Consider the following 25200-nt stretch of genomic DNA (forward strand, 5'->3'; position numbering starts at 1 on the left):
TATGCTAGATGTAATAATTATTGGAGCAGGTCCTGCTGGACTTACTGCAGGTTTATATGCAGGTAGAGCTAAATTAAAAACATTGATTTTAGAAAAAGATATTTCAGGTGGACAAATTGCTACAACAGAACATGTAGAAAATTATCCAGGATCAATGAAAGGTGCTGGTGGACTTGCCTTATCTGAAAGAATGGAAGAGCAAGCAAAGCAATTTTGTGATATAAAATATAAAGAAGTTACAAAAGTCGATTTAACTAGTGACATAAAAAAAGTTTACACAAAAGATGAGGTTTATGAAGCAAAAGTTGTAATCTTATCAACTGGTGCAAGTCACAGGAAATTAAATGTAAAAGGTGAAAAAGAATTTGCAAATCTAGGAGTATCATACTGCTCAACATGTGATGGACCATTTTACCAAGGACTTGACATTTATGTAGTAGGTGGTGGTGAAGCTGCTCTTGAAGAAGCCTTATATTTAACAAAATTTGGAAAAAGTGTAAATATAATTCACAGAAGAGAGGGCCTTAGAGCAAGTCAAACAGTGATTGATAGGTGTAAGGAAAACGAAAAAATTAACTTTTTACTTAACTATACAGTAAATGAAATCAAGGGAGATACTGAAGTTAAGGAATTAATTTTAAAAAATACTCAAAATGGAGAATTAAAATCAATAAAAAATGATGATAATAGTCCAATTGGGGTATTTATATATATAGGCAATATCCCACAAACTGATTTGTTTAAAGATCAAGTAAAACTTGAAAATGGTTATATACCAACTGATGAAGATATGAAAACAAATGTTAAGGGAGTATTTGCAGTTGGAGATACCAGAGTCAAAAAAATTAGACAAATGGTAACAGCAACAAGTGATGGATGTATTGCAAGTGAGATGGCAAACAAGTACATCGAAAATGGCGAGTGGTAGACAACTTGACAAAAAAACGACAATTAGTAAAATAATTATTGTAAAACACATTGAAAAGCACTTAGGAGGAAATAATGACAACAAAAGTAGCTATTAACGGATTTGGAAGAATTGGACGTCTTACATTAAGAAGAATCTCTGAAGTAGAAGAAAATATCGAAGTAGTTGCAATCAACGACCTTATTGATAAAAAAGGTTTATTATATGCATTCAAATATGATACAGCTCAAGGAAGATTCAACGGAGATGCTGAATTAACAGAAGATGGATTTAAAATCAATGGTAAAGAAATAAAAGTATTTGCTGAAAGAAATCCAGAAGATTTACCTTGGAAAGACTTAGGTGTTGATATAGTTCTTGAATGTACAGGATTCTTTACAGAAAAAGAAAAAGCTGAAGCACACATCAAAGCTGGAGCTAAAAAAGTTCTAATTTCTGCACCAGGAAAAGGTGACTTAAAAACAATAGTATATGGTGTAAACCATGAAATTCTTGATGGATCAGAAACAGTAGTTTCAGGAGCAAGCTGTACAACAAACTGCTTAGCACCAATGGTTAATGTATTGAAAAATGAATTTGGATTTGTTTCAGGACAAATGTCAACAATCCACGCTTATACAGCAACTCAAGCTATCCAAGATACACCAGCTACTAAAAAAGATTTAAGAGGTGGTAGAGCTGCAGCACAAAATACAATTCCAGCATCTACAGGAGCTGCAAAAGCTGTAGGTAAAGTACTTCCAGAAGTTGAAGGAAAAATTGATGGATCAGCATTAAGAGTTCCTACAATAACAGGATCAATCACAGAACTTTACTCAGTTCTTGAAAAGAAAGTTACTGTTGAAGAAGTTAATGCAGCTATGAAAAAATACTCATCAGATGCATTTGCTTATACAGAAGATGATATTGTATCAAGCGATATAGTAGGATACCCAGCAGGTTCAGTATTTGATTCTCAACTTACAAAAATAGTTGAAGGAGCAAATGGAACTCAAGTTGTTAAAACTGTTGCATGGTATGACAATGAAATGGGATACGTATCTAACCTAGTTAGAACACTTGATTACTTAGCAAATCTTTAAGAGTTAAACGGGCGAGATATTATTCTCGCCTTTTTTAGAGGAGAATTATGAATAAAAAAACAGTAAATGACTTAAATGTAAATGGAAAAAAAGTTCTTGTAAGAGTTGACTTCAATGTTCCTTTATCAAAAGAAAACAACGAAGAAATTGCTGATGATACAAGAATTAGAGCAGCTCTTCCAACAATTGATTACCTACTAGAAAATGATGCTAAGGTAATCCTAATGAGCCACTTAGGTAGACCAAAGGGAGAAGCTAAGCCAGAATTTGCTCTAAAACCTGTAGCAGATTGGCTAGAGAATCACTACAAAGATAAATTCCACTTCTTCCCAAGCCCAGAAGTAGTTGATGACAAAGTTAAAGAAGAAGTAGCAAATCTTAAAGAAGGTGAAGTTTGCCTAATAGAAAATACAAGATATGTTGCTGGTGAAACAAAAAATGATCCTGAATTTGCTAAAAAGCTAGCATCTCTTGCAGACCTATATGTAAATGATGCCTTTGGAACAAGCCACAGAGCACACGCATCTAACGTTGGAGTAGCAAGCATTCTTCCTTCAGCAGTAGGCTTCCTAATAGAAAAAGAAATAGACGTAATGGGTAAGGCACTAGAAGCCCCAGAACACCCATTTGTTTCAATCCTTGGTGGAGCTAAGGTATCTGATAAGATTGGGGTAATCGAAAATCTAATAACTAAAGTAGATACAATCCTAATAGGTGGAGGAATGGCTTATACCTTCCTCAAAGCTCAAGGAAAAGAAATAGGTAAATCTCTTCTAGAAGAAGATAAGATGGATTTATCACTTGAATTAATCAAGAAAGCTGAAGCTAACAACGTAGAAATTCTACTACCAGTAGATGTTGTTATAGCAGATGAAATCAAAGCAGGTGCTGAAACTGAGATAGTTGATATTGACTCTATACCAGAAGATAAAGAAGCCCTAGATATAGGACCAAAAACTGCAGAACTTTTCTCATCAAAAATTAAAGAAGCTAAGACTGTTGTTTGGAATGGACCAATGGGAGTATTTGAAATAAAAGAATTCGCAGATGGTACAAATAAGGTTGCAGCAGCCCTTGCAGAATCAGATGCAATTACAATAGTAGGTGGAGGAGATTCTGCACTTGCAATTGAACTTGCAGGTCTAAAAGATAAGATCACTCACGTATCAACTGGTGGTGGAGCAAGTCTTGAATTTTTAGAAGGAAAAACTCTACCAGGAATAGATTGTATTGACGAAAAATAAGGAGTAAATATGCGTACACCAGTAATAGTAGGAAACTGGAAAATGAATATGACACCTAGCCAAGCAAAAACTTTGCTAGAAGAGTTAGTAAAACTTGACCTTGATGAAAGTGTTGAGAAAGGTGTTTGCGTACCAGCAATTGACCTTTTACTAGCTAGTGAAATATTAAAAGATTCTGATATAAAATTTGGTGCTGAAAATATGCACTATGAAGAAAGTGGAGCTTACACAGGAGAAATTTCTCCAACAATGTTAAATGATATTAAAGCTGATTATGTAATATTAGGACATTCAGAAAGACGTGAATATTTCAAAGAAGACGATGAATTAATTAATAAAAAAGTTCTTTCAGCTCTAGATCATGATATAACTCCAATTCTTTGTGTTGGTGAAACTTTAGAGGAAAGAGAAGCTAACAAACAAGAAGAAAAAGTTAAAGATCAACTTGAAAAAGATCTTAAGGGAATAGAAGGTTCAGATATTACAAAAGTAATAATTGCATATGAACCAATTTGGGCTATAGGAACTGGAAAAACTGCCTCAGCTGAAGATGCTGATGATATGTGTTTATTTATCAGAAACTATATAAAAGAAGCTTTCTGTGAAGATTGTTCTCAAAAAATAAGAATTCAATATGGTGGATCAATGAAACCAAATAATGTTAAAGAACTTTTAGCTAAAGAAAATATTGATGGTGGTCTTATTGGTGGAGCAAGCCTTAAGGCAGAAGATTTCGAAAAATTAGTTAATCATAAAAAATAATTTAAATATAAGGAGAATAAGATGAGCTTAATTACAAGTGTATATGCTAGACAAATTTTAGATTCAAGAGGAAATCCAACTGTAGAAGTTGAAGTTACAACTGAAGAAGGCGGATTCGGAAGAGCAAGTGTACCATCAGGTGCATCAACAGGTGAATGGGAAGCTGTTGAACTTAGAGACGGTGACAAAGATTATTATTTAGGAAAATCAGTTCTTAAAGCAGTAGAAAATGTAAATGAAATTATTGCTGAAGAATTAGAATTCACTTATGATGTTTCTGATCAAATCGGTGTTGATAGAGCAATGATTGAACTTGATGGAACAGAAAATAAAGCAAAATTGGGTGCAAATGCAATCCTAGGTGTTTCTTTAGCAGTAGCAAAAGCAGCAGCTGATGAACAAGGCGTTTCATTATATAATTATATCGGAGGAACAAATGCAAAGCTTCTTCCAACACCAATGATGAATATCTTAAATGGTGGAGAACATGCTGATAACTCAGTTGATATTCAAGAATTTATGATTTTCCCACTTGGAGCTGAAAGCTTTGCTCACGCTTTACAAATTGGTGCTGAAGTATTCCACAATCTTAAAAAAGTTCTTTCATCAAAAGGCTACAACACAGCTGTAGGTGATGAAGGTGGATTTGCTCCAAACTTAAAATCAAATGAAGAAGCTCTAGAAATTATCTGTGAAGCTATAAAAGAAGCTGGATATGAACCAGGAAAAGATGTTTATATAGCTATGGACTGTGCTTCAAGTGAATTTTACAACAAAGAAGATGGAAAATATCACTTAGATGGAGAAGGTACAGTTAAAACAGAAGATGAAATGATAGACTGGTTAGAAGAATTAGTAGAAAAATATCCAATCATTTCTATCGAAGATGGTTTAGATGAAAATGACTGGGAAGGATGGGCAAAACTTACACAAAGACTTGGAAACAAAGTTCAATTAGTAGGTGATGACTTATTCGTAACAAATACTAAAAAACTTGAAAAAGGTATCAAAGAAGGAGTTGCTAACTCAATTCTTATAAAAGTAAACCAAATCGGTTCATTAACAGAAACACTAAATGCTATTGAAATGGCAAAAGAAGCAGGATATACTGCAGTAGTTTCTCACAGATCTGGTGAAACAGAAGATACAACAATTTCTGATTTAGTAGTAGCTGTAAATGCTGGACAAATTAAAACAGGAGCTCCATCAAGAACAGATAGAGTTGCAAAATATAACCAACTTCTAAGAATAGAAGATGAATTATTTGATACAGCACAATTTAAAGGACTAAAAGCATTCTATAATATTAACAAATAATTTTATAAAATGGTAAATAGAGGGGTAAAATATTATTAAGCCCCTCTTTTTTATTGTAATAATTATCTTTTTATGATATTATAAAATAGTATGAAAACGGAGGTGTCAGATGACAACAGTATTATCAGTATTATTGATGATAGCTTCTGTAGTTTTGGTTATAGCTGTAACCTTACAAGAACCAAAAACTGATGGGCTAGGAACACTTGCTGGTCAAGAAACAAATGTTTTTGGTAGAAGCGCTCACAGATCAAAAAATGAAATGTTAGACAAAGTTGTAATTTTTGCTGGTGTTGTCTTATTTTTATTAAGTACAATACTACTTGCAATAAGCTAAGGGGTTTAGTAGAAATTTTTAATTTGTTAAGCAAGTTAAAAAGGCTTTTACTAGCCTCTTTTTTAATAGGAGAAAAAATGAATTTTAAAGATTTAATTTTAAATATAGTTAATGATGAAAATTACAAACCAATGACTATTAAAGAAATGTTAAAGTACTTGGATTGTGATAAATATATAAAAAAAGATGTAAAAAAGATAATAAAAAAGCTTGCTAAAGATAATGAAATTAAAATAAGCTCAAAAAAGAAAATTCACCCTTTAAGCACAGAAGATAAGTCTTTGATTGGTCAAATAAATCTAGCCCAAGGTGGATATGGATTTTTTATTTCTGACAATAAAGACTTTAAGGATGTATTTATTTCAGCCAATAATCTTAATACTGCCAATAATTTGGACAGGGTTAGGATTAAAATAATAAAAAATAAGGAATTTGGTAAAAATGCTGAGGGAAAAGTAGTTGAAATTATCGAAAGAAATTCAAATAAGATAGTTGGACTTTATCAAAAAAATAAGGGATTTGGTTTTGTAATAAGTGATTCTAATAATATCACATCTGATATATACGTAGATGAAAAAAATTCAAAAAAAGCCAAAAGCAATGATAAGGTTCTTGTTGAGATAATAAATTACCCCAAAAAAGGATCGCCTGAAGGTAAGGTTATAGAAGTTTTAGGAAACAAAGATGAGGCAAATGTGGATTTGATTTCTATTGTAAAATCTCATGGTCTGAAGGAAAATTTTTCTAAAAAAGTAAAAAAAGAAGCGGTTTTTATTGAAAAAGATGTGGACTTGTCTAAGGTTAAAAATAGAGAAGATTTAAGAGATCTTTTTACAGTTACCATCGATGGTAGGGATTCAAAAGATTTTGATGATGCAATATCAATAGAAAAAGATAATGAAGATTATATACTCTATGTACATATAGCTGATGTAAGTCACTATGTAAAAGAAAAAAGTGAAATTGATAAAGAAGCCTACCAAAGAGGAAATTCAACCTACCTATATAATTTAGTACTCCCAATGTTACCAGAAGAGTTATCAAATGGTATTTGTTCACTAAATCCTAATGAAAATAGACTTTCTTTAAGTTTAAAGATGAAAATTAATGATAAGGGTAAGGTAATAGACTATAAGATATATAAGGCTCTTATAAGGTCTAATTATAGATTAGTCTATGACGATGTAAATGATTATTTAGATTATAATAAAAAAGTTTATGATGATGAAGTTTTATTAGAGAAATTGGATTTATTTAATGACTTATATAAAATTTTAAAGAAAAAAAGAGAGAAAAGAGGGTCTATAGATTTTAATTTTACTGAAAGTCAAATCGATGTAAGTAATCAAGGCGATGTTTTAAATATTTCTTTATTTGAAAGAGGATCTGCAAATAAGATGATTGAGGAATTTATGTTGGTTTCAAATGAGACTATAGCAAGTTTATTTGCCTTCATGGATTTTCCATCAATTTACAGGATTCATGAGAAGCCAAAAGAAGAGAAGGTAGAATCTTTTAAAAATATTTTAAATACTCTTGGATATAATATTAAGGGAAAAGAACTTCATCCAAAAGATTTTCAAGATATCTTAAAACAAATAAAAGGAAAAGATGATGAGAGTCTTATTAATATGTTGATGCTTAGGACTATGAGAAAGGCAAAATATACCAATTATAGAGATATGCACTTTGGTCTTGCCACAAAATATTATACACATTTTACAGCTCCAATAAGAAGATATCCAGACCTTATTGTCCATAGATTGGTTAAAGATTTTATTGATAATAAATTGGAGTCTATAAACCAAACCTCACTTGAAAAGAAGCTTTCAAAATTTGCCGAACACTTGTCTATTACAGAAAGAAATAGTGAAGATTGTGAAAGAGATGTGGAAGATCTTTATAAGTGTAAGTACATGAAAAAATTTATTGGAGAAAGATTTGAAGGAATTATTTCATCAATAACAGATTTTGGTATCTTTGTAGAATTAGAAAATACTGTCGAAGGTTGCTTTATGTATAAGTTTTCTGATAGTCATTTCGAATATATAGAGGATAAACTAAGCTGTATTAATATAGACAAGAATAAAAGATATAAGATTGGGCAAAAAGTAATGATAGAAGTTAAAAATGTCGATCTAGATAAGAGAAATATTGATTTTGATTTGATGGAGGGATAATTTGAAAATATTAGCAAACAATAAAAAAGCAAGGCATGATTATTTTTTGGAAGAAAAATATGAAGCTGGAATTGAACTAAAAGGAAATGAAGTCAAAAGTATAAGGGAAGGGAAAGTTTCAATTAAAGAATCACATGTTGGAGATTATAAGGGCGAATTATTTATCTACAATATGAACGTCACTCCTTATAAACAATCATACGAAAAAAATATTGACCCAATTAGAACTAGAAAACTTTTACTTCATAAAAAAGAAATTGATAAGCTTATAGGAAAAGTTTCTCAAGCAGGATATACAATGATTGTGAATAAAATTTATTTAAAAGAAGGACTTATTAAAGCTGAGATTGCCCTTGCCAAGGGTAAGAAAAATTATGACAAGAGAGAAACAATTAAGAAAAATGATGCTAAAAGAAAAATAGAAAGAGCACTCAAGAATTATTAATATTATGGCATATATAGAATTAAAAAATGTATATAAATATTTTAAAGTTGGGAAAAACAAGATAGTTGCTAATAATGATATAAATCTCTCAATTGAACAAGGGGAACTGATTATAATAGTAGGAGCTAGTGGAGCAGGAAAAACAACTCTTTTAAATATGATTGGTGGAATGGATACATTAAGCCAAGGAGAGATTATAGTAGATAAGAAAGAATTATCTAATATGAATGAAAAAGATTTGACCAGGTACAGAAGAGATGATGTTGGATTTGTTTTTCAATTTTATAATTTGATTCCAAACCTTACTAGTATTGAAAATGTTGAGCTTGCAAGTGAAATTGCAAAAGATAATATGGATGCGAGTAAGGCCTTGGATGAGGTAGGACTTTCAAATAGAAAAGATTCTTTTCCATCACAACTTTCTGGTGGCGAGCAGCAAAGAGTTGCAATAGCAAGGGCTATTGCAAAAAATCCAAAACTCTTATTATGTGATGAGCCAACCGGAGCACTAGATTATAAAACTGGAAAATCAATTTTAAAATTACTACAAAATACAGCTAAAAATCTAAATACTACAGTTATAATTATAACCCATAATGGAGCTATAAAAGATATAGCAGATAAGGTGTATGAGCTTAAGGATGGTAGAATAGTAAATTCATATAAGAATGAAAATCCAAAAAATGTTGAAGATATAGAGTGGTAAAATGAAAAAAAATAATTATTATAAGTCAATTTTTAGGGATATAAAAAAGACTAAGGGAAAGATTTTTTCTATATTTATAATGATTATGCTAGCTTCTATGGTTGTGGTTGCTCTTTTTATGACTGGACCTTCTATGAGAAAAACTCTAGGAAAAACTTTAAATAAAAATAAGCACCCAGATATTAGTATAAGGGCAAGTTATGGAATAAAAAATGAAGATAAGTTAATAATCGAAAAAGATAAGGATATAGATAAGATATCTTATAGAAATAATCTCGACTTGTACGCAAAAGATAAGCTTGTATCAGTTAAATCATTTGATAAAGATATAGAAAAATTAAATATCATCGAAGGTAAAAAAATATCTAATGATAAGGAAATAATCTTAGATAAATTATATAAAGATGATTATAAAATAGGAGATTATATCAGTTTTAAAGCACTTGAGGATGATAAAATAAATGATTTATTAAAAAATAAAACTTATAAGGTAGTTGGTTTTGCAAATTCTTCTGAATATTTGATGGAAGATTTAAGAGATATGTCTATAAAGGGCAAAGAAATGGTCTATGGATTTGCCTATATCAATAAAAATAATTTTAAAAAAGATCAGATTAGCCAAGTTGATATTACTTATAAAAAAACGAGAAATATGGATAGGTTCTCTGAAAAATATAAAACTTACGTGAAAAATAAGAGAAAGAATTTAAAAGAAGATTTTAAAAACCGACCTAGCCAAGTACTAAAGAAATTAAAAGACGATACTAATAAAAAACTTGATAAAAAAGAAGATGAATTAAATGATAATGAGAAAAAATTAAAAGATGAAAAAAATAAGTTAATTGACGCTAATCAAAAATTATTAGATGGTCTTTCTGCTTATAATAAGGCAGAAAATGAATATAAAACAAAAATTCTAGGTGGAGAAAGGACCTTAGCTAGCTCAAAAAATCAAATCGACCAAGGATTTAAAAATTAAATGAAGGAAAAATAGCCTATAAAAGAAATTTAGATTCATTTAATAAAAATATAGGAGAAAACGAGAAAAAACTTGAAGTTTCCAAAATAAAATTAGATGAAGGATATAAAGAAGTAAATAAAAATTATGATGAAATAATAGCTAATAAGTCTTTAATTGAAAACAGTTTTTCAGATAAAAAAACTTCTTTAGATAATTTAGCAAAAAAAATTGATGATGAAAATTTAAGCTTATCTAATTATGAGAAAAGCCTTGACGATATAAATTTAAAGATCCAAAATGTAAGCATTAAATTAGAAACACTTTCTAACGCTAGTGATAATAATTTGAATAAAGACCAAATATTAAAGTTAAAAAATGAGTTAGAAAGTTTAAATGAAAAAAAATCAAATTTATATTTTAAGATTGAAAAAAGTAAGAGACTGATTTCAGCTTTAAATTCAGAATATAAAAAAGGAAAAGAAGAATTTGACCTATCTTATAATAAGGCAATGGAACCAATAAATGAAAATTTAGGAAAGTTAGATAAGGTAAAAAGTGATTTAGATAAGAAAAAATCTCTTTATGAAACATCTATTAAGAAATTAAATGATGAAAAAGACCAATCATCTAAAAAATTAAGCCAAGCAAAAAAAGAACTTGATAAAAATGAAGAGAAATTAAATAATTCTTTAAGTTCATACCAAAAAGGACTTAGAGAATTTAATTATCAAAAAGAAAATGGAAAAAATCAATTAGCTAAGAATTTTAATAATCTTTTAGAAAATCAGAGAAAATTAGATCAAGCAAATAAAAAATTTGATGAGGAAGCTAAAAAGGCCCGAAAAGAGATAGATGGAGGATATAAAAAAATAAAAGATGCAAGAGAAAATCTTGTAAATTTAGTTGATCCTACTTATGAAATTGATGATATCTTTTCAAATAAATCCATCGATACTTATTATAAAAATAGCTTAAATATGGATGAATTATCTAAAGTTTTTCCTACATTTTTCTATTTTATAGCCCTTTTAGTCTCCTTAACTACTATAAAAAGATATATTGAAGAACAAAGAGTTCAAAATGGAACCTTAAAGGCTTTAGGTTATAGTAATTTTGATATAGGAAGAAAATTTTTTATCTATGCCTTAATTCCTACAATTTTAGGCTCTATCTTGGGGTGTATCATTGGAAAATATTTAATTTGTAAGATTATATTTAATGCTTATTCATCAGGATTTGATATTTTATCCTTAGATTTTATTAACTCTTTTTGGATAGCCTTATTTACTATATTTTTATCTACTCTTTTAATTTCTTTAACAGTTTATTTTACAAGTATAAGTGAAGTAAAGGAACAAACTGCAGATTTACTAAGGCCAAAAGCTCCTAAAAAAGGCTCTAGAATATTTTTAGAAAAAATTAAGTTTATATGGACAAGACTTTCATTTATGACAAAAATTACCTTTAGAAACTTATTTAGGTATAAGGCTAGAATGTTTATGACGATTTTTGGTATTGGTGGGTGCACAGCTCTTTTATTTTTCGGTTTTGCAATGACAGATTCTGTGAAAGATACTTCAAAAATTCAAAGAGGACAAATTACTAAATATGATTACATTTCACTTTTTGATGAAAATGTAAAAGAAAGTGATAAAAAATCTTACCAAAAAATATTAAATGATGCTAAGTCTTTAAAAATCTTATATAAGAAAGTTGATGTTTCCACAAAAAAGGGAAATATGAAAGTTAACTTAATAGTATTTGATGATGTATCAAAAGTGGATAAATTTATTAATATAAGAGATAAGAAGAAAAATAAAATTGATTTTAACGATAAAAGTGTTATAATCAGTAAAAATTTATCTAAAAATATTAATTTAGATAAAGATTTAGAATTTGACTTAGATAATAGGACAAAAAAAGTTAAGGTAAAGGATATTTCTGAAAACTATATAGATGATTATATTTATATGTCTAAAGATGCCTATAAAAATATATTTAACAAGAATGTAAGTTTTAATGGAGATATAGTAAAGTCTGACAAGAAAACAAAGGATAAAATTTTGTCTAATAAAATTAGCCAGGCATTAATAGAGCCAAATAAATTTTATGAAAGAATGGATTCTTTAATGGCAAATTTAAATTTGGTAATAGCAATAATAACCTTAGTTTCAATGATACTTGCGGTAGTTGTTTTATATAATTTAACTAATATTAATGTTAGCGAAAGAAAAAAAGAATTAGCCACAACAAAAGTTTTAGGATTTTACCCTAGAGAAACAACAGCTTATATTTACAGAGAAACTTATATTTTAACAATCTTAGGTATAATTCTTGGTTATATTTTAGGATATATAATGTTAAGGTATGTTTTAAATGTAGTTGCACCAGATGGGATTTTTATTTCAAACAAAACTCACTTGTCATCATATGTAATATCAGCCTTTATAACCCTATTTACTTCATTTTTAATAATGATAATTGTTCATTTTAAACTAAAAAAAATAAATATGGCGGAAGCAATGAAAGCAGGCGAATAAAAAGCATTCGAGCCTGCTTTTTTATGTGTTATAATTAGTAAAGGTGATTATATGAAAATAATATTTTTAAGACATGGATTAACAGAATCAAATAAAGAATGGAGATTTTCTACTCCTGAAACTAGACTTGCTAAAAATGCAGGAATTGACCTTTGTAAGAGTAGGGAAAATTTAAAAAAATATAAGATAGATAAAGTTTTTACATCAAAATTAATAAGAAGTCAGGAAACTGCAAAATTTTTGGGATTTGATAAATCCATTGAAGATGAGAGATTAAATGAATTAAATTTTGGAGACTTTAGGGGACAAAAAGTTTTGGATACTAGAAAAAAATATAAAGATTTCTATGAAAAATTAAAAAAAGATCCTTATACAACTAGATATCCCAATGGTGAAAGTGTAGAGGATTTGGTTAATAGATTAAATGATTTTATGGAAGAACAATCAACTTTTGATGGAAATATATTATGTGTAAGTCATGGTATAGCTATTAGGTCTTCATTGTTTACAGTTTTAAAAGATTTAGATAATTTTAAAAATTTTTGGATAGACAATGGTTCACTTACAGTGTTTGATATAAGTGATAATAAAAAAATGATAGAGTGCGTGAATTTAATATGAAATTTGCCCATATTTCTGATATACACCTAGCAGATAAGTTAAGTTTTTCTTCTAAATATAGTAGGCTTATTAGAAAAGTTAGATGGGATAGTTTTGAAAAAATCCTTAAAGATAACCAAGACAAGGACTTTTTATTAATTTCTGGAGATCTTTACGAAAGAGATTTTTTTACTTTGAAAGACTACCAAAAATTATTTGATCTTTTTAGAGATTTTAAAAAAGATATTTACTATATTTGTGGTAATCATGATTATATTGACTCAAAAAATGAAATATTTTTCTTAGATATCCCATCCAATCTCCATATTTTTTCTAGTCATAGAATAGAATTTTTTGAACAGAAGAATGTAAGAATTTATGGGATTTCTTATAAGGACAGGATATTTGATAAAAGATTTAACTATAATATTAATTTAAACCATGATTATTTTAATATTTTTTTAGGACATGGTGAATTTGACCAAATAAACTCTTCATATATGAATCTTGATTTGGAAAAAATTAAGGAAATGGGATTTGACTATGTTGGTCTTGGACATATCCATAAAAGAAAGTCTTTTTCTGATAAGATTTTTTATGTAGGAAGTATAGAACCTTCTAGTTTCAAGGATAAAAGTGAATTTGGTTACAATATTTTTGAAGATGGAAGGGTGAAGTTTATCAACTTTTCACAAATGAATTTTAAAGAATTAGACCTAGATTTAAATGATTATAAAAATTACCAAGACTTTGAAATATATTTAGATAAGATACTAGATAAAAAATATAATTTTCTTACTTTAAATCTTTCTAATTATGATAAGATTTTTATAAATGAAAAAAAACTAAAAGATAAGTTGAATTTATCCTATTTAAAAATAAATTTTTTAAAAAATAAGGATTATTATTTTAATATGGCAAAAATATATAATAATACTTTACTTTCAGATTTTTATGAAAGTATTAAAGATTTAGATATGGATGATGAGATAAATAAAAGATGTTTAGAAATTGGTTTTGATGCTATTTTGAGGAGCAAAAATGAATAAAATATTCATCAAAGAAATAAATTTAATATCTTTTGGTAAATTCCAAAATAAAACTATCATTTTAAAACCGGGTTTTAATTTAATTTATGGAAATAATGAAAGTGGAAAATCAACCATATCTGACTTTATTGAGGGTATATTTTATGGCTTTGATGTAGGAAATAATAAAAGAAATTTTTCCTATAAGAAAGAAAAATATAAGCCGATAGGATCTTATAAATATGCTGGTAATATTATTTTATCTTCTGATGGTAAGGATTATAGGATTGAAAGAAATTTTGAAGATGGATCTTATAAGATACATGATTTATCTACGAATAAGGAAATTGAAAGCAAAAAGTCTAATCTATCCTATCCTGGAGAATATTTTTTGGATTTAAATTATAGTTTATATAAAAGTATAATAGATAATTATCAAATGCAAAATATTGATAAGGATTCTAAGAAAAAGCTTGTTGATTTTTTAAAAAATCCGTCTTCAGATCTTGTGTTTTCTCAATTAAAAGCTGTCGAAAATATTGAAGAAATTTTAAATAAAATAGGAAGTCCTAGAGCTTACACTAAACCTTTTGCAAAAAATAAAAAAGAATTAGAAGAAAAATATAAAGAGATTGAAAATATTAAAAATATCAGAAGATTCTATAATAGCGACATTGTAAAATTAAAAAAACAAAGAGAAGATATAAATAATATTAAAAATATCCTAGAAAAGTTAAAAAATGATAGGGATAATTACAGAAAATATAAGGCTAATTCAAATTATATTGAATATAAGTCTAGGAAAGACTCCTTAGCTTTATTAGATGAGAAATTAAAAAAGTACAGAAAATTTGAGACTATAGATAAACTTTACTTCGAAAAAGTAGATGATCTTTTAGATAGAAAGGCTGAATTTTATAGAGAATCTAATAAAAAAAATAATTATTCTTTGCTTATAATTTCATCACTTTTATTAATAGTTTCAATATTTACTAAAAAATATTACATTTTATTTTTTATTATTCCTATTCTTATATATTATTATTTTAAAACTAAATCAAAGGATATAAATAAAAAAGAAGAAATTAATAATCTTAATATAAAAATCAGTAATGAGTTTTCTAAAATTTCAGTTTCTACAAAATCTCTCTACGAAAAAGCAAAAGAAGACTATATGGAATATGAAAAACTTATAATTGAAAGAGATAAAATTTTAGAAATATTAAAAATTCTTGAAAAACAAGAAATAAGTGAAGATATAAGTGAATTTGAAATTGAAGATTTTAACATTTCAAAAATTGAAGAAGAAATAAAAAAATATGAAAAATCCTATAGCACTTTATTAGATAATAATTTAAAACTTGAAAAAAAATTAGCAAGAATAGAAGATGAAATTTCTAAAGAAATTGATTTAGTTGATGATATAAATAAGTTAAAAAGGGAAGAGCAAGAATTAGAAATTAAAATAAAAGCATCTAAGAAGGCTATAGAATTAATAAAATTAAATGAGAATAAATTAGATCATAATAGGAAGAATATTTCTAATCGTATAAGTGAAATTATTGGTCAAATTTCTATGGGAAAATATATAAATATAGGATTAGATGATAAGCTAAACCCAATTATTTATAATGAAAATAATGAAATAATTAGCTTAGATAAACTATCTGTGGGATTTTTTGACCAGGTTAATTTTTCCTTAAGATTTTCAATTTCAAAGGATATAATAAAAAATTCTTTTTTGATTTTTGATGATGCCTTTATAAATTATGACAATAAGAGATTAAGGACTGCCTTGTTATATTTATTAGATCTTTCAAATCAATTTCAAATGATTTATTTTACTTGCCATGATAGGGAAGAAAAAATATTAAAGGCTGAGGGCATAGAAATAGAAGTAAAGGATATGGATAAGATATGATTTATGCTATAGCAGATTTGCATCTTGATTATACCGAAAAAAAGTCAATGGAAATATTTGGAAAAGCTTGGGACAATTATCAAGATAAAATTTTTAATAATTGGAATAAAATTGTAAAAAAAGAAGATACTGTACTAATTTCTGGGGATATTTCCTGGGCTATGGATATTGATAATGCCTTTATTGACCTTAAAAAGCTTGATCAACTAAATGGCAGAAAAATAATGCTGAAAGGAAATCACGATTATTGGTGGCAATCCTTAAAGAAATTGAATGACCTTGAATTAGAAACAATAGATTTTTTACAAAATAATTCTTTTTTTATAGAAGGTTATGATATTTGTGGAACTCGTGGTTGGATTAGTAGGGATAACAGTGAATTTACTGATCACGATGAAAAAATTTTTAAAAGGGAACTTCAAAGATTAAAAAATTCTTTAGAATATAACAAAGAAAATAAGAAGAAAATTGTGATGCTTCATTATCCACCCATTAATAGCGATAAGACTTTAAATGAATTTTTTGGAATTTGCAAGGATTTTCAAGTAAAATGTTTGATATATGGTCATCTACATGGACAAGGGCACAAACAGATTATTGAAGGTATAGTAGACGATATAGAAATAAAATGTGTGGCAGGAGACTATATAGATTTTTTGCCAGAAAGGATAAGTTAATGGATAGAGAATTAGAAATCAAAGTACTAAAAATTGATGTAGAAGAAATGAAAAAGAAATTAGAAGAAAAAGGGGCAGAATTTATTGGAGTAGAAATTCAAAAAAACCATACATTTGCACCAAAAAATGCTAGCGAATTTTCAAATGGTTATTTGAGAATTAGGGAAAAAACCTTAAATGACAAAAGAGAAAGAACTGAATTAACCTTTAAAGAATCTGTAGACAGCAAAGATAAGGTGAGGGTTAATAATGAATATACAACAACAATTGATTCAACTTCAAACATGATTAAAATTTTAGAAGAAATTGGTTTAGTAGAAAAATATGTTGGAGACAAAGAAAGAATTTCATATTCTTACAAAGGACAAAAATTTGATATAGATATTTGGTCAAAAAATGTATATCCAGAAGCCTACATGGAAATTGAATTTACCAACTTAAACTTGATGGATGAGATTTTAGATGAGTTTGAAATAGATAGAGAAAATGTTACAACAGAATCAATTAACGAATTAATAGAAAATTACAAATAGTTGTTGACGTATAAAAACTCCTTTGGTATAATAGAAAAAACAAAAAAAGGAGTGTCAAATGCTAAAGATTAAAAATTCGCCTAGTGCAAAAGATTTATACAAAAATGATTTAATTGAAATATTTAATTTAGCAGAAGACATAATTAAGAGTCCTCTTCAATTTTCCAATTATTTTAATGGGAAGTTGTTAGGGACTCTTTTTTTTTGAGCCTTCAACTAGAATAAATTGTATTTTTTAAATCATCTATGTTAAAAAATGAGAAAGGAATATTAGAATATGACATTAATGGAAAGACTTTATAAGAAAGTAGAAAAAAATGGTTTTGTATGTGTAGGACTTGATACATCACTTGACTACATACCAGAAAAAATGAAAGAAAATAAAAGCATATGTGATCAATTATTTGATTTTAATAAGGAAATAATAGATAACACTAAAGATGTTTGTGCAATATATAAATTACAAATAGCATATTATGAATCATATGGAATAGAAGGTATGAAAGCTTACAAAAAGACCCTATCCTATTTAAGTGAAAATGACCTTTTATCAATAGCTGATGTAAAAAGATCTGATATTGCACAAAGCGCAAGTCAATACGCAAAAGCACATTTTTCAGGAGACTTTGAAGCTGATTTTATGACCTTAAATCCATATATGGGAATGGACTCAATTTCTCCTTATTTAGAATTTATAAAAAATAATGACAAGGGAGTATTTGTCCTATTAAGAACATCAAATCCAGGTGCAAATGATTTTGAATGTTTAAAACTAAAAGATGATAGCAAATTATTCTATACCATAGGCGATAAGTTAAAAGAATTAAATGATAAATTTGTAGATAATTCTGGGTATGGTCCAATAGGTCTTGTAGTTGGTGCAACTCATAAAAAAGAAGTTGAAAAAATAAGGAAAAGATATAAAAACATGTTTTTCTTAATACCTGGTTTTGGAGCACAAAAAGCAGATTCTTTAAATGTATATAATCTTTTAAACTCTCTAAATGGAGGAGTCGTAAATTCATCTAGGGCTATTCTTAAAAATTATATGAATTATGAAGATGGCCAAGATAAGGTAGGTTTTTATGCAAGAGAAAAATGTATAGAAACAAGAAAGGAAATCCAAGATAATGCAATCTTATAGGGATGCTAAGCTAATATTTAATAAAAAATAAAAGATGATATTTATTTTTGTAAAGTAAAAACAAAATTAAATGCAAAACCTGGTCAATTTTTTATGTTAAGGTGTGATAGTTTTAGAAACTCACCCCTTCTTTCAAGGCCCTTTGGCGTATGTGATCAAGATGATGAAACCATGTCTTTTTTGTACCAAGTTAAGGGTGTGGGAACAAAAATTTTAAGTGATTTAAAAGAAGGATCTAAAGTAAAATTATTAGGTCCTTTGGGTAAGGGCTTTGAAATAAAAAAAGGGAAAAAAGCAGCTATAGTTGCTGGAGGAATTGGAATTGCTCCTCTTTTATACCTTGCAAAATCCCTAGATCAAAAAGCAGATTTTTATGCAGGTTTTAGCGATGAGGAATATTTTACAGATTATTTTAAAGATTTTGTAGAGAAAAAAACCGTAACAATTGATAAAAAGATAAAATTTTTATTACTGATAAAATAGATACAGAAAAATATGACATTATTTATGCCTGTGGTCCAAATCCAATGCTAAAAACTCTTTCAAGTAAAAATAAAAATACTGAAATTCAAATTTCTATGGAAGCTCATATGGCTTGTGGGATAGGAGCTTGTCTAGGCTGTACGGTTGAAAATTCTAAGGGTGAATTTATTAGAGTTTGTAAAGAAGGACCAGTATTTGATTCAAAGGAGATTTTCTAATGAGTTTAAAAGTAAATATTTGTGGGATTGAATTTAAAAATCCAATAATTGCTGCAAGTGGAACTTTTGGTTTTGGAAAAGAATTTGCAGAATTTATCGATTTGAATAAACTTGGAGGAATTTCTTCAAAAGGATTAACCTTACATAAAAATTTAGGAAATAAGGGGATTAGAATTTATGAAACTGCTTCTGGAATTATGAATTCAATCGGTTTACAAAACCCTGGAATTGAATATTTTATAAAAGAAGAATTACCATTTTTAGAAAAAAAAGATGCTGTTACAATTGCAAATCTTGGTGGACATAGTGTTGAAGATTATGTTAAAGGCTGTGAACTTTTAGATAAAACTAGTGTTCCAATTATTGAACTTAACATATCTTGTCCTAATGTAAAAGAAGGGGGAATGGCTTTTGGAACAGATCCCATGAAAGCTTGTGAAGTAATTGAAAAAGTAAGAAAGACAACAAAAAAAGTATTGATGGTAAAACTATCACCAAATGTTGGAGATATAAAAGAATTTGTAAAAATTGCTGAAAACTCTGGTGCCGATTGTATTTCTTTAGTAAATACCTTTAATGCAATGGCTATAGATGTTGATAATAAAAAAGCAGTTTTTGAAAATAAAACAGCAGGACTTTCTGGCCCATGTATAAAACCAATAGCCTTAAGAATGGTATATGAAGCAAGTAAAGCAACAAGCTTACCAGTAATTGGCATGGGTGGAATTTCAAATTATAAAGATTGTTTGGAATTTATTATGGCAGGAGCAAGTGCTGTACAAGTTGGAACTAGTAATTTTGTCGATTTTAATACTATGACAAATATAATTGAAGATTTAGAAACTTATATGAAAAAAGAAAAATTAAATTCATTAGAAGAAATAAGAAATATTATTTAGGAGGAATAAAATGGATAGAACTATAGAATTATTAAAAAAATCAGATGCACTTTTGGACGGACACTTTTTATTATCAAGTAGTAAACATACAAGAAAATATATTCAATGTGCAAAATTAATTGAAAATCCTGTTTACTGTCAAGAGGTTGCCGAAAAAATTGCCCAAAGAGTAAAGGAAGCTGGAATAAAAGTTGATTTATGTGTAGGACCTGCTATGGGTGGAATAATTATAGCCTATGAAGTAGCAAGAGCCTTAGGTGTAAAGGCAATTTTTACAGAAAGAGTTGATAATATAATGACCTTAAGAAGAGGATTTGATATAAAAGAGGGAACTAATGTAATTATTGTAGAAGATGTTATTACAACAGGTAAATCTTCGTTTGAAACAGTAGATGTTGTTAAAAAATACGGGGCAAAAGTAAATGCTTTAACATCTATTGTAAATAGGTCCTCAGTAGATGAAATCAATGGTTTTAAAGTACTATCAGCTACTAAATTAGAAATTGAAACCTTTGATCCTGATAAACTTCCAGAGGATTTAAAAGATACACCTGCAGTAAAACCTGGCTCTAGAAAATAAGATTTGCAAGAAAGCACAAGGAATGATATAATAATTGTAACAGTTTTGTTACTATTTACATATCAAAAAAAGGATGAGAAATGATAAAAAATAAAAATCTTAAAATATCATTTTTATCTCTTTTAGCAATAATCCTTGTGCTTGTTCTATCAACAGGACTAGAAGGATCGTCTTTTGCTGCAAAAAATAAGGACAAAAGAGATAATTTGATTGGTGGAGTAAATGAAATTAGCAATGAAACTTTAAGTTTAAAACAATCTAGATTAAAAAGATTTGAAAAATTAGAAAAAGATTTAGAAGAATTAAAAAATAATGATTCTGATAAAATTAGTAAGAATTCAATGTTATATTTAACAAATAAGACCAATCTAACAGCAGAAGAGCTTGAATATGGTCTTAAAAATACAAATTTACAAGGTCTTGGAAAAGATTTTAAAAAAGCTGAAGAAAAAAATGGAATAAATGCTATTTTACTTATGGCCATGGCAAAACATGAAACGGGAAATGGACATTCATATCTTGCTAAAGAAAAAATAATCTTTTTGGTTTTAATGCTATTGACCAAGATCCAATTAATGCAGCAACTAAATTTAAAGATAAGGGTGAGTCAATAGCTCACGTAGCTAAATTTTTAAAAGAAAATTATTTAAGTGAAAAAGGAAAATATTATAATGGAATTTCTACAAAAGCCATAGGAAAACTTTATGCAAGTGATCCAGAATGGTCTGATAAGGTTGATTATATGATGATAGAAGTTTCCAAAAATATAATTTCTGAAAAATAGACTACAACAAATAAGTTGTAGCCTATTTTTTTTGCATATTTTTAAATTATTTTTAAAAGACAATAGACTAAGTGACTGATTTTCTGTTATAATTTTTTCATGAGTATAAAAGAAAATTTAATTATAAAAGTTGCAAAATTTAGTAGATTTTTACTAAAAATTACAAACCATAAGGCAACAAGCCTTCCTGGTAAAATTGCTTATAATCTTGATAAGGATATTTTAAAAACTTTAAGCGAAAATACCAAATTTATATTTGTAACAGGAACAAATGGAAAGACAATGACGACACATTTTATTTCTAATATTTTAAGAAATCACTACAATCATGTTTTTACAAATGATTCAGGTTCAAATATGGTACAAGGCATAATAACAAGCTTATTGGATAATGATAAAAATGAAAATACAGTAGCAGTCTTGGAGGTAGATGAGGCTAATCTAGTTAGGGTAAGCAAATTTTTAAAACCAGATTATGTGGTATTGACAAACATTTTTAGAGATCAAATGGATAGGTTTGGGGAAATTTATAATGTTTATAAGAAAATATTAAGTGGTCTTGAAGATGTGGAAAATGTGAAAATAATTGCAAATGGAGATCTTCCGATTTTTTCCTATGATTCATTAAAAAATTATAAACCTATTTATTATGGAATTAGGGAAGATAACAAGATTTCTAATTCTTACAATTTAGATGCAGAATTTAATAGTGATGGAATTTTATGCCCAAAATGTAATAGTGTTTTAAAATATGACTTGGTAAATTATTCTTCTCTTGGGGATTTTTCTTGTCCAACTTGTGATTTTCATTCTCCTAAATTAGATTATAGGATTAATGAAATAATAAGTATGGAGGCGAATTTTTCTAAATTTATAGTTAATGGTAAGAAGTACGAAACACAAATTGGTGGATTTTATAATATATATAATGCCCTAAGCGCAATTTCTTTAGCAAATGAATTAGAAATTCCCTATGATAAAATATATAATGGTTTGAAATTACAAGAGCATGTTTTTGGTAGGCAAGAAGTTATTGATATAGAAGGTAAGGAAGTAGTTATTAACCTAGTTAAAAATCCAACTGGACTAAACCAAATTATAAATCTAATGCTTCTTGAGGATAAGCCAATTAGTCTATATTGCATTTTAAATGATAATTATGCTGATGGTAAAGATGTATCTTGGATATACGATTCATATTATGAGAAATTAAAAATATTAGATATAAAATCTATAAAAGTATCGGGAATCAGAAAGGCTGATATGAAAAGAAGACTTGAAATAGCAGATATTTTTGATGGCGAAATTAAAGAATTTGATTATGAAGATGAAATTTTTGAAAAAATAAAAAAAGAATCAAGTGATAAAATATATATTCTTTCAACATATACAGCTATGCTTAGACTAAGAGAGGTATTAAAACTCAAATGATTATAAATATTTGTCATTTATATGGAAATTTATTAAATACTTATGGAGACGTTGGAAACGTAATGGCCTTAAAATATTTTGCCCAAAAAAAAGGTCACCAAGTAAATGTAGATGTAGTTAGCTTAAAAGATGATTTTGACTATAAGAAATATGACTTTGTATTTTTTGGTGGAGGTCAGGATTATGAACAATCAATTGTTGAAAAAGATTTGGAAGATAAAAAAGAAAATATAGTAAAATATATAGAAAATAATGGACTTTTCCTAGCTATTTGTGGGGGCTACCAATTGATGGGTCAATATTATTATGATGCCTATGATAATAAAATTGAGGGACTTAAAATTTTTGATTATTATACAAAAAATCAAGAAAATGCAAATAGATTTGTAGGAAATATTGAGATTAAAGATAATAAAAACGGTCAAATTTATCGTGGCTTTGAAAATCACGGTGGAGTAACTTTTTTAAAGAAGAAGGAAAATGCCTTTTCAAGTGTAATAGAAGGAAATGGAAACAATGGAGAAGATAAAACAGAAGGATTTAGATATAAGAATACTTTTGCTTCATACCTACATGGGCCACTTCTAGCTAGGAATGAAAATCTGGTAAATACTTTCCTAGATATTATAGAAAATAATAAAAGTTAATTAATAAATTTTAATTCACTTTAATAAACTATTGCACTACATGCAAATAGTTGATATAATGTATCTGAAAAGCAAAATATATAGTAAATTATAGGAGTTTAAATGAAAAAAGATATTGAAATTGCAAGAGAAGCTGATATTAAAGATATAGATCAGATAGCTGCTTATCTTGGAATTGATGATTATGAAAAGTACGGAAAATATAAGGCGAAAATTAAACCAAATTTTGAGAAGAAATCAGATTCAAAACTTGTTTTAGTAACTGCTATATCTCCAACACCTTTTGGTGAGGGAAAAACTACCATGAATATTGCCTTATCAATGGGACTTAATAAGTTAGGTAAAAAATCAATTTCTGTTTTAAGAGAGCCATCTTTGGGACCATCTTTTGGTATCAAAGGGGGAGCTTGTGGAGCAGGTTATTCTCAAGTTATACCAATGGAAGATATTAACCTACACTTTACTGGAGATTTTCATGCAATTACAAGTGCTGTAAATTTAGTATCTGCTATGATTGACAATCACATTTATCAAGGAAATGAAAAAAATATTGATTTGAATAACATTGTCTGGAAAAGGTGCGTTGACTTAAATGATAGGGCGCTAAGAGAAGTTGTAGTAGGTCTTGGTAAAAAAACTAATGGTATAGTAAGGCAAGATGGTTTTGATATAACAGTTGCAACTGAAATGATGGCTGTATTTTGTCTAAGCAATGACCTATTTGACTTTAAGAAAAAAGTATCAAAAATGATAGTTGCTTATGATTATGAAGGTAATGCTGTTACAGTTGAAGATATTAAGGCAACAGGCCCAGTTTGTGTTTTGATGAAAGATGCCTTAAAGCCAAATTTATGTCAAACTTTAGAAAATACACCAGCTATAATTCACGGAGGTCCTTTTGCAAATATAGCTCATGGTTGTAATTCTATAATCGCTACAAAAACTGCTCTTTCTATTTCAGATTTTGCAGTAACAGAAGCAGGATTTGGAGCTGATCTTGGTGCTGAAAAATTCTATGATATAAAATGTAGAAAGGCTGACCTAAAACCAAATATGACTGTTGTCGTTGCTACAATAAGAGCCTTGAAATATCATGGGGGTCAAGATTTAAAAAATATCGACCAAGAAAATATTGAAAATCTAAAAAAAGGTTTCAAAAATTTACAAACTCACCTTGAAAATTTAAAAAAATTCTCAAACAATATTGTCGTTGCAATCAATAAATTCGATCAAGATACTCAAGAAGAATTAGATACCTTAAAAAATCTTGTTGAAGGCTTATCATTAAAGGCTTTTGAATGTGATGTTTATCATAAGGGAAGCCAAGGATGTCTAGATATATGTGAATATATAATAGAAAATAGCAAAAATGACAATGACTTCAAAGTATTATATGACGAAAATTTACCAATCGAAGATAAAATTGAAATAATTGCAAAAGAAATTTATAGGGCAAGTGGGGTTAATTATTCTAAAAAAGCCTTAAATGAAATTAAGAGAATTAATAAATTAAATTCAAATAATTTACCAATATGTATTGCTAAAACTCAATATTCACTTTCTGACGATCCTAAAAATTTAAATCCAGATAGCGAATATGAGATTACAATCAATGATATAAGATTAAATCAGGGAGCAGGCTTTATAGTAGCTCTAACTCAAAATATCTTAACCATGCCAGGACTTCCAAAAAGACCTGCTGCATATGATATAGATATTGATGATCAGGGAAATATCATTGGATTATTTTAGG

25 protein-coding genes are annotated in these 25200 nt (G+C 28.0%); all 25 read left to right on the plus strand.

What is annotated here, in order from left to right; translation table 11 throughout:
- Nucleotide 1: 1 nt before the first annotated feature.
- Nucleotides 2–928 (plus strand): thioredoxin-disulfide reductase, encoded by a 927-nt coding sequence (gene trxB, locus ANHYDRO_RS02840; RefSeq protein ID WP_004813226.1) that lies wholly within the window; start codon nt 2–4, stop codon nt 926–928.
- 74 nt (nt 929–1002) lie between these two features.
- On the plus strand, nt 1003–2010 hold the full coding sequence (gap, locus tag ANHYDRO_RS02845) for a type I glyceraldehyde-3-phosphate dehydrogenase (RefSeq protein ID WP_004813228.1): 1008 nt from the start codon (nt 1003–1005) through the stop codon (nt 2008–2010).
- A 47-nt stretch (nt 2011–2057) separates the two neighbouring features.
- Complete coding sequence (locus tag ANHYDRO_RS02850) at nt 2058–3254, plus strand: phosphoglycerate kinase (protein ID WP_004813229.1); 1197 nt, start codon at nt 2058–2060, stop codon at nt 3252–3254.
- Between the two features lie 9 nt (nt 3255–3263).
- Complete coding sequence (tpiA, locus tag ANHYDRO_RS02855) at nt 3264–4016, plus strand: triose-phosphate isomerase (RefSeq protein ID WP_004813231.1); 753 nt, start codon at nt 3264–3266, stop codon at nt 4014–4016.
- A gap of 21 nt (nt 4017–4037) precedes the next feature.
- On the plus strand, nt 4038–5333 hold the full coding sequence (gene eno / locus ANHYDRO_RS02860; protein ID WP_004813233.1) for a phosphopyruvate hydratase: 1296 nt from the start codon (nt 4038–4040) through the stop codon (nt 5331–5333).
- 109 nt (nt 5334–5442) lie between these two features.
- Nucleotides 5443–5670, plus strand: a complete 228-nt coding sequence (gene secG / locus ANHYDRO_RS02865; protein ID WP_004816836.1) for a preprotein translocase subunit SecG — start codon at nt 5443–5445, stop codon at nt 5668–5670.
- 77 nt (nt 5671–5747) lie between these two features.
- Entirely contained in the window at nt 5748–7850 is a 2103-nt protein-coding gene (gene rnr / locus ANHYDRO_RS02870; RefSeq protein WP_004813236.1) for a ribonuclease R, read from the plus strand.
- Nucleotide 7851: 1 nt separating this feature from the next.
- Complete coding sequence (smpB, locus tag ANHYDRO_RS02875; protein WP_004813238.1) at nt 7852–8295, plus strand: SsrA-binding protein SmpB; 444 nt, start codon at nt 7852–7854, stop codon at nt 8293–8295.
- 4 nt (nt 8296–8299) lie between these two features.
- On the plus strand, nt 8300–9001 hold the full coding sequence (locus ANHYDRO_RS02880) for an ABC transporter ATP-binding protein (RefSeq protein ID WP_004813239.1): 702 nt from the start codon (nt 8300–8302) through the stop codon (nt 8999–9001).
- A 1-nt stretch (nt 9002) separates the two neighbouring features.
- Complete coding sequence (locus tag ANHYDRO_RS10370; RefSeq protein WP_004813241.1) at nt 9003–9980, plus strand: hypothetical protein; 978 nt, start codon at nt 9003–9005, stop codon at nt 9978–9980.
- Between the two features lie 326 nt (nt 9981–10306).
- Nucleotides 10307–12502, plus strand: a complete 2196-nt coding sequence (locus tag ANHYDRO_RS10375) for an ABC transporter permease (RefSeq protein WP_004813243.1) — start codon at nt 10307–10309, stop codon at nt 12500–12502.
- A 51-nt stretch (nt 12503–12553) separates the two neighbouring features.
- Nucleotides 12554–13123: a histidine phosphatase family protein gene (locus ANHYDRO_RS02890; protein WP_004813245.1), complete on the plus strand. Its 570-nt coding sequence runs from the start codon at nt 12554–12556 to the stop codon at nt 13121–13123.
- A complete protein-coding gene (locus ANHYDRO_RS02895) occupies nt 13120–14151 on the plus strand; it encodes a metallophosphoesterase family protein (protein ID WP_004813247.1) in 1032 nt (343 codons plus the stop codon). The genes ANHYDRO_RS02890 and ANHYDRO_RS02895 overlap by 4 nt, the downstream gene beginning before the upstream one ends.
- The gene (locus ANHYDRO_RS02900; RefSeq protein WP_004813249.1) at nt 14144–16051 is read left to right on the plus strand and encodes an ATP-binding protein; all 1908 of its coding nucleotides are present in this window, start codon (nt 14144–14146) and stop codon (nt 16049–16051) included. Before ANHYDRO_RS02895 ends, ANHYDRO_RS02900 begins: the two co-directional genes overlap by 8 nt.
- Nucleotides 16048–16728: a metallophosphoesterase gene (locus ANHYDRO_RS02905; protein WP_004813252.1), complete on the plus strand. Its 681-nt coding sequence runs from the start codon at nt 16048–16050 to the stop codon at nt 16726–16728. The genes ANHYDRO_RS02900 and ANHYDRO_RS02905 overlap by 4 nt, the downstream gene beginning before the upstream one ends.
- A complete protein-coding gene (locus ANHYDRO_RS02910; protein ID WP_004813254.1) occupies nt 16728–17261 on the plus strand; it encodes a CYTH domain-containing protein in 534 nt (177 codons plus the stop codon). The genes ANHYDRO_RS02905 and ANHYDRO_RS02910 overlap by 1 nt, the downstream gene beginning before the upstream one ends.
- A 277-nt stretch (nt 17262–17538) precedes the next feature.
- Entirely contained in the window at nt 17539–18405 is an 867-nt protein-coding gene (pyrF, locus tag ANHYDRO_RS02915) for an orotidine-5'-phosphate decarboxylase (RefSeq protein ID WP_004813256.1), read from the plus strand.
- Between the two features lie 93 nt (nt 18406–18498).
- Nucleotides 18499–18888, plus strand: a complete 390-nt coding sequence (locus tag ANHYDRO_RS10380) for a ferredoxin reductase domain-containing protein (protein ID WP_004813258.1) — start codon at nt 18499–18501, stop codon at nt 18886–18888.
- Nucleotides 18889–18932: 44 nt separating this feature from the next.
- Nucleotides 18933–19106, plus strand: coding sequence for an iron-sulfur cluster-binding protein (locus ANHYDRO_RS10385; RefSeq protein ID WP_004813262.1), 174 nt, complete (start codon nt 18933–18935; stop codon nt 19104–19106).
- A complete protein-coding gene (locus tag ANHYDRO_RS02925) occupies nt 19106–20005 on the plus strand; it encodes a dihydroorotate dehydrogenase (protein WP_004813263.1) in 900 nt (299 codons plus the stop codon). The genes ANHYDRO_RS10385 and ANHYDRO_RS02925 overlap by 1 nt, the downstream gene beginning before the upstream one ends.
- A 10-nt stretch (nt 20006–20015) precedes the next feature.
- Nucleotides 20016–20585: an orotate phosphoribosyltransferase gene (gene pyrE, locus ANHYDRO_RS02930; RefSeq protein ID WP_004813264.1), complete on the plus strand. Its 570-nt coding sequence runs from the start codon at nt 20016–20018 to the stop codon at nt 20583–20585.
- An 80-nt stretch (nt 20586–20665) separates the two neighbouring features.
- Nucleotides 20666–21199 carry a glucosaminidase domain-containing protein gene (locus ANHYDRO_RS02935; RefSeq protein ID WP_004813266.1) on the plus strand — a complete coding sequence of 178 codons (534 nt, stop codon included), beginning with the start codon at nt 20666–20668 and terminating at the stop codon, nt 21197–21199.
- 269 nt (nt 21200–21468) lie between these two features.
- Nucleotides 21469–22800: a Mur ligase family protein gene (locus ANHYDRO_RS02940; RefSeq protein ID WP_004813268.1), complete on the plus strand. Its 1332-nt coding sequence runs from the start codon at nt 21469–21471 to the stop codon at nt 22798–22800.
- The gene (locus ANHYDRO_RS02945) at nt 22797–23447 is read left to right on the plus strand and encodes a type 1 glutamine amidotransferase (RefSeq protein WP_004813269.1); all 651 of its coding nucleotides are present in this window, start codon (nt 22797–22799) and stop codon (nt 23445–23447) included. The genes ANHYDRO_RS02940 and ANHYDRO_RS02945 overlap by 4 nt, the downstream gene beginning before the upstream one ends.
- 102 nt (nt 23448–23549) lie before the next feature.
- The gene (locus ANHYDRO_RS02950; RefSeq protein WP_004813270.1) at nt 23550–25199 is read left to right on the plus strand and encodes a formate--tetrahydrofolate ligase; all 1650 of its coding nucleotides are present in this window, start codon (nt 23550–23552) and stop codon (nt 25197–25199) included.
- Nucleotide 25200: the final 1 nt, after the last annotated feature.

The sequence above is a fragment of the Anaerococcus hydrogenalis DSM 7454 genome, from assembly GCF_000173355.1.
GTDB lineage: Bacteria > Bacillota > Clostridia > Tissierellales > Peptoniphilaceae > Anaerococcus > Anaerococcus hydrogenalis.

Coding starts and splice junctions, on each gene's coding strand:
- trxB (WP_004813226.1), top strand. CDS start 2: ATGCTAGATGTAATAATTATTGGAGCAGGTCCTGCTGGACTTACTGCA.
- gap (WP_004813228.1), top strand. CDS start 1,003: ATGACAACAAAAGTAGCTATTAACGGATTTGGAAGAATTGGACGTCTT.
- ANHYDRO_RS02850 (WP_004813229.1), top strand. CDS start 2,058: ATGAATAAAAAAACAGTAAATGACTTAAATGTAAATGGAAAAAAAGTT.
- tpiA (WP_004813231.1), top strand. CDS start 3,264: ATGCGTACACCAGTAATAGTAGGAAACTGGAAAATGAATATGACACCT.
- eno (WP_004813233.1), top strand. CDS start 4,038: ATGAGCTTAATTACAAGTGTATATGCTAGACAAATTTTAGATTCAAGA.
- secG (WP_004816836.1), top strand. CDS start 5,443: ATGACAACAGTATTATCAGTATTATTGATGATAGCTTCTGTAGTTTTG.
- rnr (WP_004813236.1), top strand. CDS start 5,748: ATGAATTTTAAAGATTTAATTTTAAATATAGTTAATGATGAAAATTAC.
- ANHYDRO_RS02880 (WP_004813239.1), top strand. CDS start 8,300: ATGGCATATATAGAATTAAAAAATGTATATAAATATTTTAAAGTTGGG.
- ANHYDRO_RS10370 (WP_004813241.1), top strand. CDS start 9,003: ATGAAAAAAAATAATTATTATAAGTCAATTTTTAGGGATATAAAAAAG.
- ANHYDRO_RS02890 (WP_004813245.1), top strand. CDS start 12,554: ATGAAAATAATATTTTTAAGACATGGATTAACAGAATCAAATAAAGAA.
- ANHYDRO_RS02895 (WP_004813247.1), top strand. CDS start 13,120: ATGAAATTTGCCCATATTTCTGATATACACCTAGCAGATAAGTTAAGT.
- ANHYDRO_RS02900 (WP_004813249.1), top strand. CDS start 14,144: ATGAATAAAATATTCATCAAAGAAATAAATTTAATATCTTTTGGTAAA.
- ANHYDRO_RS02905 (WP_004813252.1), top strand. CDS start 16,048: ATGATTTATGCTATAGCAGATTTGCATCTTGATTATACCGAAAAAAAG.
- ANHYDRO_RS02910 (WP_004813254.1), top strand. CDS start 16,728: ATGGATAGAGAATTAGAAATCAAAGTACTAAAAATTGATGTAGAAGAA.
- pyrF (WP_004813256.1), top strand. CDS start 17,539: ATGACATTAATGGAAAGACTTTATAAGAAAGTAGAAAAAAATGGTTTT.
- ANHYDRO_RS10380 (WP_004813258.1), top strand. CDS start 18,499: ATGTTAAGGTGTGATAGTTTTAGAAACTCACCCCTTCTTTCAAGGCCC.
- ANHYDRO_RS10385 (WP_004813262.1), top strand. CDS start 18,933: ATGCTAAAAACTCTTTCAAGTAAAAATAAAAATACTGAAATTCAAATT.
- ANHYDRO_RS02925 (WP_004813263.1), top strand. CDS start 19,106: ATGAGTTTAAAAGTAAATATTTGTGGGATTGAATTTAAAAATCCAATA.
- pyrE (WP_004813264.1), top strand. CDS start 20,016: ATGGATAGAACTATAGAATTATTAAAAAAATCAGATGCACTTTTGGAC.
- ANHYDRO_RS02935 (WP_004813266.1), top strand. CDS start 20,666: ATGATAAAAAATAAAAATCTTAAAATATCATTTTTATCTCTTTTAGCA.
- ANHYDRO_RS02940 (WP_004813268.1), top strand. CDS start 21,469: ATGAGTATAAAAGAAAATTTAATTATAAAAGTTGCAAAATTTAGTAGA.
- ANHYDRO_RS02945 (WP_004813269.1), top strand. CDS start 22,797: ATGATTATAAATATTTGTCATTTATATGGAAATTTATTAAATACTTAT.
- ANHYDRO_RS02950 (WP_004813270.1), top strand. CDS start 23,550: ATGAAAAAAGATATTGAAATTGCAAGAGAAGCTGATATTAAAGATATA.